This window comes from Isoptericola sp. NPDC019693, from assembly GCF_044389085.1.
Lineage (GTDB): Bacteria > Actinomycetota > Actinomycetes > Actinomycetales > Cellulomonadaceae > Isoptericola.
In genome coordinates this window covers 449,499-463,286 of the sequence record NZ_JBIRXP010000003.1, presented here as the reverse complement: position 1 = coordinate 463,286, position 13,788 = coordinate 449,499, and the positions used below count along the sequence as shown (strand labels likewise).

Here is a 13,788-nt window from a genome sequence, read left to right as displayed (position 1 = left end):
GACCCCGACCGCTCGATGACGAGGCCTCGTGGCAGAGCATCACTCAAGGATGAGCACGCTCGAGAACGAAGGATGGGATCGATGAAGCGCACGACGACGCGATGGCGCGCGGCGGTGGGAGCGGCGGTGGCCGGGATCGGCCTGCTCGCCGGGACGGCCCTCAGCGCGCAGGCCGCAGGGAGCACGCTGCACGAAGCCGCCGCGGACCAGGGCCGCTACTTCGGCACGGCGATCGCGCAGGGCAAGCTGAACGACGCGCAGTACACGACGATCGCGAACCGCGAGTTCGGCATGATCACGGCCGAGAACGAGATGAAGATGGACGCCACCGAGCCGCAGCAGGGGGTGTTCAACTATGCGGCCGGCGACCGGATCGTCAATTGGGCCACCAGCAACGGCAAGCGGGTGCGCGGCCACGCGCTGGCGTGGCACTCGCAGCAGCCGGGCTGGATGCAGAACATGAGCGGCTCGCAGCTGCGGCAGGCGATGCTCAACCACGTCACCCAGGTCGCCACGCACTACCGCGGCAAGATCTACGCGTGGGACGTGGTCAACGAGGCGTTCGCGGACGGCTCGTCCGGCGCCCGGCGTGACTCCAACCTCCAGCGCACCGGCAACGACTGGATCGAGGCGGCCTTCCGAGCCGCCCGGGCCGCGGACCCGAACGCGAAGCTCTGCTACAACGACTACAACACCGACAACTGGTCGCACGCCAAGACGCAGGGCGTCTACGCCATGGTCAAGGACTTCAAGGCCCGCGGCGTGCCGATCGACTGCGTGGGCTTCCAGGCCCACTTCAACAGCGGCAACCCGGTGCCGAACAACTACCACGAGACGCTGCAGCACTTCGCCGACCTCGGCGTGGACGTGCAGATCACCGAGCTGGACATCGAGGGGTCCGGCACCTCGCAGGCCGAGCAGTACCGGGGGGTCACGCAGGCGTGCCTCGCCGTGTCCCGCTGCACGGGCATCACCGTGTGGGGCGTGCGCGACTCCGACTCGTGGCGCGCCAGCGGCACCCCGCTGCTCTTCGACGGCAACGGCCAGAAGAAGGCCGCCTACACCGCGGTGCTGAACGTCCTCAACGACGGCCAGGGCGGCGGCGATCCCGGCCCCGGCGAGAGCACTCCGCCGCCGACCGGTGGCAGCGGCTGCACCGCCACCTACTCCGAGGGCCAGAAGTGGGGCGACCGCTTCAACGGGACCGTGACCATCAGGGCCGACCGGAACATCTCGTCCTGGACCTCGACCGTGACCGTCAGCTCCGCCCAGCGGATCAGCGCCACATGGAACGGCACGCCCACCTGGGACTCCTCGGGCAAGGTCATGACGATGCGCCCGAGCGGGAACGGCACGCTGGCCGCCGGGCAGTCGACGTCGTTCGGGTTCACCGTGACGCACGGCGGGGACTGGACCTGGCCGACCGTCAGCTGCTCGGCCTCCTGGGCCGCTGACCCGAACGCCTGAGGGTCGCGGGGCCCGCCCCCGCGGCCCTCAGGCCGCGCCGGTGATCGCGGCGAGGATCTCCTCGTGCGTCGCGGTGGCCGGGAACGACCCGTTGTTCCGGCCGTGGCGCAGCACCTCGATGCGGTCGGAGACCGCGCGCACGTCGTTGAGGTTGTGGCTGATGAGGACGACCCCCAGCCCGAGCTCGCGCAGCCGTTGGATGTGGGTGAGCACCTCGGCGGTCTGGGCCACCGAGAGCGCCGCCGTCGGCTCGTCGAGCACCACGATGCGGGGCTGGCCGATGAGCGTGCGGGCGATGGCGACGGCCTGGCGCTGCCCGGCGGACAGGTGCCGCAGCGGCGTGCGCACCGACGGGATCCGGACGGTGAGGTGCTCCAGGAGCGCGCGGGTCTCGGTCTCCATCTCGCCGTCGCGCAGCAGGCCGGCGCGCCCCCGCAGCTCCTGCCCCAGGAAGACGTTGGCGGTGACGTCCAGGTTCTCGCACACCGCGAGGTCCTGGAAGACGCTCGCCACGCCGAGCTGGTAGGCCGCCGAGGGAGACGTGATGGACACCGGCTCGCCGTCGATCTCCAGCTGCCCCGAGCTCGGGCTCAGCACGCCCGCCACCACCTGGGCGAGGGTCGACTTGCCCGCACCGTTGTCGCCCACGAGGGCCACGACCTCGTGCGGGTGCACCTCGAGGTCCACGTCGACGAGGGCCTCGACGGCGCCGAAGTACCTGCTGACCTGCCGCAGCGCGAGCAGCGGCGTGCGTCCCCTCACCGGTTCCCCTCTCCTGTGCGGACCTGCCCCACGGCCACGGCGCCGTGCGGCCCGTCGTCCGGCTGCTCCAGCAGGTCGGTGTGCTGCAGCGCGAGCGCGATGGCGCCCTCCAGCTCGGCGCGCGTCCCCAGCGCGGCGGGCACCACGTCCAGGGGCGTGACCTGCTGCAGCATGGTCCGGCGGCGCAGCGCGTCCCGCAGCGGGCCGAGGAAGACCTCGCCCGTGTCGGCCAGCGCTCCCCCGACGACGACGAGCTCCGGGTTGAGCGACGTCGCCAGTCCGGCCACGACGCCGCCGACCACGGTACCGGCGTCGGCGACGATCTCCCGACAGCCCGGGTCGTCCTCGTTCGCCAGGCGCACGACGTCGGCGAGGGTCAGGCTCCCGTGGCTGCTGCGCAGCGGCTCGAGCAGCGCCCGGTCCCCGACGACCGTGTCGAGGCAGCCGCGGCTCCCGCACGAGCAGATGTTCCCCGCCGGGTCCACCTGCACGTGCCCGATCTCCCCCGCCGTGCCCGCGACCCCACGGTGCACGCGGCCCGCCAGCACGATGCCGGCCCCGACGCCGTGCCCGGCGCGCACGTACAGCGCGTCGTGCACCTCGCGCGCGGCGCCGACCGTGCTCTCGGCCAGCGCTCCCAGGTTGGCGTCGTTGTCCACGAACACCGGCCGGGCCAGCCGTTTGGCCAGCACCTGCGCCACCGGCACGCCGTCCCAGCCGCGCAGGATGCCCCGCACCGTGACCTGCCCGCTGGAGGCGTCGACCGGGGCCGGCAGCCCGAGGCCGATGCCGAGCACCTCGTCGAGCTCCGACCCGACGCGCTCGAGCAGGTCGACGACGAGCAGGGCGGCCCGGTCGAGGCTCGTGTCGGCGCGGTGCTCCGCGGGCAGCGGCAGCACCTGCTCGGCGAGGACCTCGTGCGACACGTCGGAGATCGCGACGGTCAGGTGCCGCGTGCCCACCAGGACGCCGGCGACGAGCCCCACGCGGTGGGCGAGGGTGACGAGCTGGGCCCGCCGGCCGGAGCGGATCGTGTTGCGCACCTCGACCAGCTCGGCGGCCACGAGCTCCTTGACGATGGTCGACACCGTGGCGGGCGAGAGGCCGGTGGCCCCGGTGAGCTCGACCTGGGTCAGCCCCCCGTGGCGCTTCACCGCGTCGACGACGCGCGCGCGGTTCGCCTCGCGCAGCGACGACTGCGATCCCACCATCGGCAGCCGTCCTCTCACGCCGGGGAGTCTAAGGTGCGACGACGCGCGGGGCGGCGGTCGTCCGCCGCCCCGCGCGTGGCGCGAGGATGGTCCGGCCCCGGCCGGACCCCCGGGATCAGCGCAGCACCGAGGCGCGGCGCTTGTTGTAGATGTCGAACGCGACCGCGAGCAGCAGCACGAGGCCCTTGACGACCTGCTGCATCGACTGCGGCACGCCCATCAGCTGCATGCCGTTGGACATGACGGCCATGATCAGACCACCGATCATGGCGCCGCCCACGCGGCCGACGCCGCCGGTGGTCGACGCGCCACCGATGAAGCACGCGGCGATGGCGTCGAGCTCGAACATGTTGCCGGCGCCCGGCTGGGCGCCGTTCATGCGCGAGGAGTAGACGACACCGGCCACCGAGGCCAGGACGCCCATGTTCACGAAGATCCAGAAGTTGACCTTCCGCACCTTGACGCCGGACAGCTCGGCGGCGTGCCGGTTGCCGCCGACCGCGTAGACGTGGCGGCCGAAGACCGACTTCTGCGTGACCAGCGTGTAGGCGATGATCAGCACCGCGAGGATGATGAGCACGATCGGCAGGCCGCGCGAGATCGACAGCTGGTAGCCGAACCACATCACCACGGCGGCGACGACGACGAGCTTGGTGACGAACAGCGGCATGGACTCGACCGTCTGCTGGTAGGCGATCTTGCCCTGGCGCGTGCGCCACTGGCTGACGGCGAAGCCCACCACGGCGATGCCGAAGATCACCAGCGTGAAGACGTCGAACCCGTTGCCGCCGAGCAGCCCGTTGAGGAAGCCGTTGGCGATGTCGTAGTAGGTGCCGCCGAAGGGCGACAGCGACTTGTTGTCCAGCACGAGGAACGTCAGGCCGCGGAACAGCAGCATGCCCGCCAGGGTCACGATGAAGCCGGGGATCCCGACGTAGGCGACCCAGAAGCCCTGCCAGATGCCGACGAGGAGGCCCACGAGGAGCGCGGCCAGCACACCGACGTACCAGGGCATGCCCTGGCGGATGACGACCACGGCGCTCACGGCCCCCGTGAGGGCCACCACCGAGCCGACGGACAGGTCGATCTGCCCCGCCACGATGATCATCACCATCCCGATCGCGAGGATCAGGATGTAGGAGTACTGCAGGACGATGTTCGTCAGGTTGGTCGGCGAGAGGAAGTTCGGGTTCAGGGCGGCGAAGAGCACGACGATCGCCAGGAAGGCGATGACGATGCCGCTCTGGCGCATGTTCCGGGTCAGGATGTCCCGGACCGAGTCGATGGCGTTCATGAGGCGGATTCCTTCGTGGGCAGGGGCTGGTCGCGCTCGATCGTCATGAGCTCCATGAGGCGCTCCTGCGTCGCCTCGGCGACGGGGAGCTCACCGGTGATCCGACCGAAGGCGAGGGTGTACACGCGGTCGCAGATGCCGAGCAGCTCGGGGAGCTCGGAGGAGATGACGACGACCGCCTTCCCCGCCGCGACCATCTTGTTGATGATCGTGTAGATCTCGAACTTGGCGCCGACGTCGATCCCTCGGGTGGGCTCGTCGAGGATGAGCACGTCGGGGTCGGTGTACAGCCACTTGGACAGCACGACCTTCTGCTGGTTGCCGCCGGAGAGCTTGCCGACGTCGACGAGGACGTTGGGCGTCTTGATGTTGAGGGAGCCGCGGTAGTCCTCGGCGACCCGGAGCTCCTCGTTGCCGTTGACCCAGCCTCGCGGGGCGAGCTTGGGCAGGCCCGCCGCGGAGATGTTGTGCCGGATGTCGTCGATGAGGTTGAGGCCGTAGTGCTTGCGGTCCTCGGTCGCGTACGCGAGGTTGTGCCCGATCGCCTCGGACACGTTGCGGACCTGGATCGGCTTGCCGTCCTTGTAGATCTCGCCGCGGATGTTGCGGCCGTAGGTGCGGCCGAAGATGCTCATCGCAAGCTCGGTGCGCCCGGCACCCATGAGGCCGGCGATCCCGACGACCTCGCCGGCGCGCACGTTGAACGAGGCGTCGACGATGATCTGCCGGCCGATCTGCGTCGGGTGGTCGACGTTCCAGTGCTCGACGCGCAGCACCTCGTCGCCGACGACCGACGCCCGCTCGGGGTAGCGGTGCTCGAGGTCGCGGCCCACCATGCCGCGGATGATGCGGTCCTGGGTGGAGCCCGGCGCGGACATGTCGAGGGTCTCGATGGTCCGGCCGTCGCGGATGATCGTCGTGCGGTCGGCGATCTCCTCGATCTCGTTGAGCTTGTGGGAGATGATGATCGACGTGATGCCGTGCGCCTTGAGCTGGCGCAGCAGCTCGAGCAGGTGCTCGGAGTCGTCGTCGTTGAGCGCAGCGGTCGGCTCGTCGAGGATCAGCAGCTTGACCTCCTTCGAGAGCGCCTTGGCGATCTCGATGAGCTGCTGCTTGCCGACGCCGAGCTGGCCGACGGGCGTCGTCGGGTTCTCGTCCAGGCCGACGCGCTCGAGCAGGGCGTGGGCCTTGCGGTTCGCGGCGTTCCAGTCGATCATCCCGAACCGGTTCCGGGTCTCGTTGCCGAGGAAGATGTTCTCGGCGACGGACAGGTACGGCACCAGGGCGAGCTCCTGGTGGATGATGACGACGCCACGGGCCTCCGAGTCGTTGATCGACCCGAACTCCGCCGGCGTCCCGTCCAGGATGATCTCGCCGTCGTAGGTGCCGTGCGGGTAGACGCCCGACAGCACCTTCATGAGCGTGGACTTCCCCGCGCCGTTCTCGCCGCAGATGGCGTGGATCTCGCCCTGCTCGACCGTCAGCGTGACGTCGGACAGCGCCTTGACGCCGGGGAACTCCTTGGTGATGGAGCGCATCTCCAGGATCGTGCTCATCTGCGCTCTCGTCCCTCCTTCGGTGGGGTGCGCCGCCGTCGGACTCGTCCGCGGCGGCCCCGGGGGCGGACCCGCCCGTCGTCCGCCCCCGGGAGGGAACGACGACGGGCGGGCCCGCCCGTGCGGGTCATGACCTGCGGATCAGTCGTCCGCCTGACCGGCCTTGACCTCGTCGGCGGTGTAGTAGCCGGCATCGATCAGCACGGGCTGGATGTCGTCCTTGAACACCGTCTGGACCTCGAGCAGGTACGACGGCACGACCTTCACGCCGTTGTCGTACGTCTCGGTGTCGTTCGCCTCGGGCTCCTCGCCCTCCACGAAGGACTGCGCGGCCTTGACGGCCTGCTCGGCGAGGAGGCGCGTGTCCTTGAAGATCGTCGAGGACTGGACGCCGTCGTCGATCAGCTTGATGTTGGCGATCTCGGCGTCCTGGCCGGTGACGACGGGCAGGCCGTCCTCGAGGGTCGGCCCCATGCCCGCGCTCTTGAGCGCGTTGATGATGCCGCGGGAGAGCACGTCGGCCGGCGCGAGCACGCCGTCCAGCTCCTCGCCGCCCTGGTACGTCGAGGTGAGCAGGTCCTCCATGCGCTTCTGAGCCGTCTCCAGCTCCCAGCGCTGCGTCGTGACCTGGCCGAAGTCGGTCTGGCCGGACGGGACGACGATCGTGCCGTCGTCGATGAGCGGCTGGAGCACCGACATCGCGCCGTCGAAGAAGAACCCGGCGTTGTTGTCGTCGGGCGACCCGGCGAAGAGCTCGATGTTGTACGGGCCCTTCTCGCCGGTCTCCTTGCCGTCGGCGTCGAGGTAGCCGAGGCCGCGGAGCAGGGCGTTCGCCTGCGCGACGCCGACCGCCTCGTTGTCGAACGTCGTGTAGAAGTCGACGTTCTCGCTGTCACGGATCAGGCGGTCGTACGCGATGACCGGGATGTTCGCCGCGGCGGCCGCGTCGAGCTGGCTGGTCAGCGCCGTGCCGTCGATCGAGGCGATGACGAGGACGTCGACGCCCTCGGTGATCATCGAGTCGATCTGCTGGGTCTGGGTGGGGATGTCGTCGTTGGCGAACTGCAGGTCCACGGAGTAACCGAGGTCCTCCAGGCCCGACTTGACGTTGTTGCCGTCCTGGATCCAGCGCTCGTAGGTCTGGGTCGGCATCGCGACGCCGATCTTCACGTCGTCGTCGCCGTTGCCCGCGGCGCCGTCGGCACCGCCGCCACCGCCGGCCCCGGAGCCGCCGCACGCGGCGAGTCCCAGCGTCAGCGCCGCACCGGCGGCCACCGCGCCCATCGTCTTGGCGAGTCGCATCCTCGCGCTCCTTCTCGTCGTCGAGTGTCCCCCGGCAGCGACCTTCGCCGCCGGTGCTCGGACGCCGGGGAGGTCCCCGGACGGCCGAGCCGGTCCGCGTACAGATTGCTGCGTTCGAGTTCCGAAGTCAAAGCCTCGGCGGGTGGAAAGCGATAACGATCCCGTCACGGCCGGCCCCGGAGCCCGGGAACCCTGGCGGAAACATGCGAAAAGGCCGTGGGGCGGCGTCCGCCCCACGGCCTTCCCGCGCCGAGGTCACCCGCGACGGTTGGTTCGCACGTCGAACACAACCGCGCGGCGCCCCGCACTCAGCGCTGCGGCTCCTCCAGCACCGCGACGGTCCGCGCGGGCACCGTGACCGTGCCCGTGCGGGCGTCCCAGCGGCTCCCCTTCACCACGGGGTCGTCGCCCGCGCGCTGCACGCCCGAGAGCCGGAAGTCGCGGCCCCGGAGCTCTCGCAGCTCGAGCGTCACCGGCTCGGGGGACGCGTTGAACACGGTGAGCAGGCCGTCCAGGCGGCGGTCCGCGTCGCGGCCCACGGTGTCGTCGACGACCATGGCGACGACGCCGGGCGCCGCGTCGGGCCCGGCCTCGGGGAACGAGACCTTCTGCTCGATCGCCTCGGCGCTGCCGAGCCGGAACAGCCGGGTCGACGAACGCAGCTCCAGCAGGTCGCGCGCGGCGGCGGACGCCGTGGCGATGTCCGACGGCGCGGGCTTGAGCGCCGGGTCCGCCAGGAGCGGCGCCATGACCGGCCAGGCGTCCTCGTTGTCCGCCGCCGGCGGCAGCCCCCGTCCGAACCCGTTGTCCTTGCCCGACCAGTCGATCGCGTTGAACCAGTCGCCGGAGTCGTAGGAGTTGCGGTCCAGCGACTTCGATCGCAGCAGGTCGGTGCCCGCGTGCCAGAACGAGGGCGTCTGGGCGAGCGCGGTCGTCGCGAGGGAGACGGTGTTCATCCGCACCCGGTCGTCCATCGCCGTCTCCTGCGGCAGCTTGAGCGTGAGGAGGTCGAAGAGGGTCTCGTTGTCGTGCGCGTCGACGTACGTGACGACCTCCTCCGGCGAGTCGGCGTACCCGGCCGGGGCGCCGCGGTAGTCGAGGTCCTCGCCCTTCGTGACCTCGCCCGCGGCGTCGTCGGACGCCCGGAACGCGAAGTCCCGCAGGTTGCCCGCGAGGCCCAGGCGGACCAGGTCGGTCTGGTGGCCAAGGTCGGCGCGTTCGTCGGCGGACCCGTCGTTGACGCTGCCGGCCTCGCCCTCGCGCGCCTCGCGACCGTTCGGGTCGGTGAAGAGCCCGGTGCCGAAGCCCTGCGTGAACCGGGACGCGGCGTCCACCGGCGACCCGCCGTGCACGGCGTCGCGCAGCCGGTCGCTGAACGTGCCGATGCCGGTGCCACCGAGCTGCCCCTGCGTGGCCTGCGTGAACAGGGCGTCGTCCGCGACCTCGCCGAAGTTCCAGCCCTCCCCGTAGAGGTACACCGCCGACCCGTCGACGCCGTCCTCGCGGACGGTCAGGTCGTCGAGGGCCTCGCGCACGGCCAGCATGTTGTCCCGCGAGTGGTGGCCCATGAGGTCGAAGCGGAACCCGTCCACCTTGTAGTCGCGGGCCCACGTGACCACCGAGTCGACCATGAGCTTGCCCGCCATCGCGTGCTCGGTGGCGACGTTCTGGCAGCAGGTGCTGGTCTCCACGGCGCCCGTCGTCGGGTTCAGCCGCTGGTAGTACCCGGGCACGACCCGGTCCAGCACGCTCTTCGCGTCCTGCCCGCTCGCGGCGGTGTGGTTGAACACCTGGTCGAGCACCACCTGCAGGCCCGCGTCGTGCAGCGAGCCCACCATCGTGCGGAACTCGGCGACGCGCGCGCCGCCGTCCGGGTCGGTGGCGTACGAGCCCTCGGGGACCGAGAAGTGGTACGGGTCGTAGCCCCAGTTGAAGCCGTCGCTCGCCGCGACCTGGGCCACGGCCGCCTGCTGCTCCGTCCCGTCGGGCGCGAACCCGGACAGGTCGCCCGTGGTCGCCTGGTCCGCGCGGTCCTCGGGGATCGTCGCGATGTCGAACGTGGGCAGCAGGTGCACCGTCGTCATGCCCGCGTCGGCCAGGTCGCGCAGGTGCGTCATGCCGTCCGAGCCCTGCCGTGCGAACGCGAGGTACGTGCCGCGCTCCTTCGCGGGGACCGACTCGTCGGAGATCGAGAAGTCGCGCACGTGGAGCTCGTAGATCGTCTGGTCCACGGCCCGCTCGACGACGGGCTGGCGCGCCTGGCGCCAGGCCTTCGGCTGCCAGCGCCTGTCGGCGAGATCGACGACGACGGAGTGCGTCGAGTCGAGCGTGAGTCCGTGCGAGTACGGGTCGGTGACGACGTTCGTCTCCACCTTCCCGGTGCTCGGGACGTACACCTGCACCGCGTAGCGGTAGCGCGCGCCGTCCCACGGGAGCTTCTTGGCGGCCTGCTTGCCGTCGAGCGTCCACGCGCCGTCTCGCTGCCGGGCGGCGTCGAAGCGCTCCGGGTCGTCGGCCAGGTCGCGGCCCTCGGGCCACACCAGCAGGTCGACGTCCTTGGCGGTCGGGGCCCACAGCGCGAACGACGCCCACCTGCCGTTCGGGTGCACCTCGGCGCCGAACGTACGCTTTGACGCCTGCGCGCTGTACAAGTCGTCGAGGACGCCCGGGAGCTGCACGCCGGTGGCGGCCGTCAGGCCGTCGCCCGACGTGCGCGTCACCAGGAGCTGACCCGTGAGGAGCCTCTCGACCACCGCGCGGTCGAGCGGCTTCCCGTCCTCGCCCACCGGGGCGAGCGCCGTGTGGCCCGCGAGCGCCGGGAAGTCCCGTGCGACGTCGTCGGGGACGTCGCCCGCCGGGGTGAGGTCGTACGAGGCGGCACCCTCGGGACGGTCCCCGCCGTCCGCGCCGCGCACCTCGCCGTCGGCGACGTCGAGACCGCCCTCGGGCGCCGTCCACAACGTCCAGCCGTCGCCGGCCCCCAGGTCGCCGGGCGCGAGCACGAGTCCCTGCCGCACCCAGTGCGCGGCCTGCTGGCCCGTGCCGGGCAGCGGAGGGTTCTCGACGCCGATCGTCAGCACGTGCGTCGCGAGGTCGTAGGAGAAGGCCACCGTCTCGCCGTCGCCCACGCTGAACGAGTAGTTGGCGCCGTCCGGCTTGCCGCCCACGCCGTAGTTCTCCGCCCAGCTCAGGCCGTGCGCCACCTTCACCTCGTAGGCCCCGGCGGCCAGCTCGTCGGTGGTCCAGGTGTACGTGCCGTCACCGTCGGGGTCCTTGAGCCACGTGGCGAGGCAGTCCGGCGACCAGGCGGCCGGGCAGCCGACCTGGTCCTGGAACGACCCGGCCAGCGTCACGACCGGCCCCTGGGCCGTGGACGAGAAGTCGTGGCTCACGGGGTCCCAGTAGAACGTGACCGTGCCGCCGTCGTGCGAGTACGTGGCGTTGCCGCCGTCGGGCACTCCCCCGACGCCGTAGTTGACGGCCCACGAGCCGTTGACGGCGACCTTGTACTCGTAGTCGCCGGCGGGCAGGTCGAAGGTGCCCTCCCACACGCCGTCCGGGCGCTCCGTGAGTCGCGCGCCCTCGCAGTCCGGCGTCCAGTCCCCCGCGCAGCCCATCTCGCTGTTGTGGCTGCCCGGCACGGTCACCAGGTCGATCTCGGGCTCGGGCTCGGTGTCGCCGACCACGCCGGAGACGTCCACGCCCACGGAGGCGAAGGTCGACGAGGCGGCGCGGTCGCCGTCCGCGTCCTGCGTCACCGCGCGGTACTCCACGAGGGTGCCCTCGGCGAGGTCACCGGTGTCGTGGAAGACGCGGGGCGTGGTGTCCTCGGCCGTGCCGAGGGCGTGCCACGCGTCCGTGCCGACCTCGCGCCACGCGAAGGACGTCTCCGCCCACGCGTCGTCGTCGACGTCGGCCGCGACGGCGGCCGTGCCGGTCATGGCGGCGCCCGCCGTAGGGACCGCGACCTCGACCGTGCCGTCGGAGTCCGCGCCGACGGTGCGGTCCGCGCGCAGCACGACGGCCGACGTCGCGGGCACCCGCACCGTGACCTCGCCGGCCTCGTCGGCGGTGACCGCCTGGCCGTCGCCGTACAGCACCTCGTAGGACGCGCCCGGGGTGAGGGTCGTGAACGTGGCGCTCTTCTCCCCGGAGGCGTTGTTCACGGCGACCAGGTGCTCGACCTTCTCCTCGCGGTCCACGCGGCTGAAGGCGTAGACGCCCGCGCCGTTCTCGGCGTACCGCTCCACCTGCGCTCCGGTCGCGAGGGCGGGGTGCGCCTCGCGCAGCGCCGCGAGCTCGGCGATGTGCGTGTACAGCGGGGCGTCGGTGCCGTACCGGTCGACGCTGCCCGCCTGCTCGCCCGTCACCAGCGGCTGGTCGGCGTACTCGTCCACCTGGGTGGCGAACAGCGTCTGCCGCGCGTCCTTGTCGCCGCCGGTGCCGGCGAAGCCCTGCTCGTCGCCGTAGTAGACCACCGGCTGGCCGCGCGTGAGGTACATGAGGTCGTGCGCCAGCTCGTCGCGCGCCAGCGGCGCGTCCGTGCCGGCGAGCATGTACCCGACGCGGCCCATGTCGTGGTTGCCGAGGAACGTCGGCAGGGCGGACGCGGACTTCGTCGGCGTCGTGTACCGGTCGTCGCTCGCGAACAGGCTCGCCAGGCCGCGGGCGCTGTTGCCGCTCGCGTAGCTGGTCGCGGCGGCCTGGAAGGAGAAGTCGAGCACGGAGCTCATGTCCGTGTCGCGCACGTACGGGGACGTCTTGGCGGCGTCGGCGTCGTACACCTCGCCGAACATGAAGAAGTCGTCCTTGCCCTGGGCGTGCGCGTGGTCCATGACCTCGGCCGACCACGTCTCCCAGAACTCGGGGTTCACGTGCTTGACCGTGTCGATGCGGAAGCCGTCGATGCCGAGATCGATCCAGTCGGAGTAGACGTCGACGAAGCCCTGCACGACGCGCGGGTCCTCGGTCATGAGGTCGTCGAGGCCGTCGAAGTCGCCGTAGGTGACGGACTCCCCCGTCCACGTCGAGTTGCCCCGGTTGTGGTAGAGCGTCGGGTCGTTGAGCCACGCCGGCACCTTGACCTCGGCGTCCTCCTGCGCGATCACCGGCGTGTACGGGAAGGACGTCGCGGCGTCGAGCTCCGGGAAGTCGCCGCTGCCCGCGACGTCCGCCGGGTCGAACACGTTCCCGGCGGCGTCCGTGTACGGCGACGTGGCCTGGTCGACGTAGCCGTACTCGCCCTCCGCGTAGTCGATGACGTCCGCGGTGTGGTTGGTGATGATGTCGAAGTAGACCTTGATGCCCTTGGCGTGGGCCTCGTCGATCAGCGCGCGCAGCTCGTCGTTGGTGCCCAGGTGCGGGTCGATCCGCGTGAAGTCGGTGATCCAGTACCCGTGGTACCCCGCGCTCGCGTCGTCGCCCGTGCCCTGGACGGGACGGTTGAGGAACGACGGCGTCAGCCAGATGGCGGTGGTGCCGAGGCCCTCGATGTAGTCGAGCCGCTCGCGCAGGCCGGCGATGTCCCCGCCCTGGTAGAAGCCCTTGTCGGTCGGGTCGAGGCCGTGCTCGAGCCGGTCGCCCTCGATCCCGCCGGTGTCGTTCGAGGCGTCACCGTTCGCGAACCGGTCGGTCATGACGAAGTAGAACCGCTCGTCCGAACCCGCCTGGCGCACCGGCGGCAGCACGAGGTCGCCGTCCGCCGCCTCGTCGTAGGCGCCCGCCAGCGTGAGCGGGGTGAGCGCGACCCGGTGCGTCGCGTCGTCGTACGTGACCCGCACGCGCGCGTCGCCGCCGAGCACGAGCGGCGCGTTCTCGTCCGTGCCCTCCCGGCCGTACGACTCGTCCCACGCGTCGTCCAGCGCCACCTTGTAGGCGTAGGTGCCGGCCGGCAGGTCGAACTCCGCCGCGAACGTGCCGTCGCCCGCGGGGGCGAGCTCCGTCGCCTCGCACGCGGGGTCCCAGTCCTGGTCGCAGCCGAGCTCCGACTGCAGGTCGCCCACGAGGGCGGCCGAGCGCTCCGCCGCGGCGGCGGGTGCGGCCGCCACCAGGGCGGCGGCGCCACCCAGTCCGAGGACCGAGGCGGCGGCGAACGAGGTGGCGGTGAGCGCCGCAGCGGTGCGGCGCGAGGTGCGCGTCATGAAGACCCCTTCGTCGTGTGACGACACGGACAGTAACGTTGCAGCAAACATGCAGC

Annotated in this window: 7 protein-coding genes; 1 reads left to right on the top strand and 6 read right to left on the bottom strand. The window is 71.4% G+C overall.

All coding sequences use genetic code 11. The features are described from left to right. Positions 1–81 precede the first annotated feature (81 nt). The gene (locus ACH436_RS11245; protein ID WP_430560263.1) at positions 82–1,467 is read left to right on the top strand and encodes an endo-1,4-beta-xylanase; all 1,386 of its coding nucleotides are present in this window, start codon (positions 82–84) and stop codon (positions 1,465–1,467) included. Between the two features lie 27 nt (positions 1,468–1,494). On the opposite strand, the gene ACH436_RS11240 is transcribed toward ACH436_RS11245, so the two are convergent. The 6 genes from ACH436_RS11240 to pulA all read right to left on the bottom strand — a co-directional run bounded on the left by ACH436_RS11240 (position 1,495) and on the right by pulA (position 13,732). Beyond that, a complete protein-coding gene (locus ACH436_RS11240; RefSeq protein WP_430560262.1) occupies positions 1,495–2,229 on the bottom strand; it encodes an ATP-binding cassette domain-containing protein in 735 nt (244 codons plus the stop codon). After that, the gene (locus ACH436_RS11235) at positions 2,226–3,440 is read right to left on the bottom strand and encodes an ROK family transcriptional regulator (RefSeq protein ID WP_430560530.1); all 1,215 of its coding nucleotides are present in this window, start codon (positions 3,438–3,440) and stop codon (positions 2,226–2,228) included. The genes ACH436_RS11240 and ACH436_RS11235 overlap by 4 nt, the downstream gene beginning before the upstream one ends. A gap of 115 nt (positions 3,441–3,555) precedes the next feature. After that, positions 3,556–4,734: a multiple monosaccharide ABC transporter permease gene (gene mmsB, locus ACH436_RS11230; protein WP_430560261.1), complete on the bottom strand. Its 1,179-nt coding sequence runs from the start codon at positions 4,732–4,734 to the stop codon at positions 3,556–3,558. Continuing rightward, positions 4,731–6,290 (bottom strand): multiple monosaccharide ABC transporter ATP-binding protein, encoded by a 1,560-nt coding sequence (mmsA, locus tag ACH436_RS11225; RefSeq protein ID WP_430560260.1) that lies wholly within the window; start codon positions 6,288–6,290, stop codon positions 4,731–4,733. The genes mmsB and mmsA overlap by 4 nt, the downstream gene beginning before the upstream one ends. Before the next feature lie 141 nt (positions 6,291–6,431). Beyond that, positions 6,432–7,592 carry a multiple monosaccharide ABC transporter substrate-binding protein gene (chvE, locus tag ACH436_RS11220; RefSeq protein WP_430560259.1) on the bottom strand — a complete coding sequence of 387 codons (1,161 nt, stop codon included), beginning with the start codon at positions 7,590–7,592 and terminating at the stop codon, positions 6,432–6,434. A 308-nt stretch (positions 7,593–7,900) separates the two neighbouring features. Beyond that, positions 7,901–13,732 carry a pullulanase-type alpha-1,6-glucosidase gene (pulA, locus tag ACH436_RS11215; protein WP_430560258.1) on the bottom strand — a complete coding sequence of 1,944 codons (5,832 nt, stop codon included), beginning with the start codon at positions 13,730–13,732 and terminating at the stop codon, positions 7,901–7,903. Between the last annotated feature and the right edge of the window lie 56 nt (positions 13,733–13,788).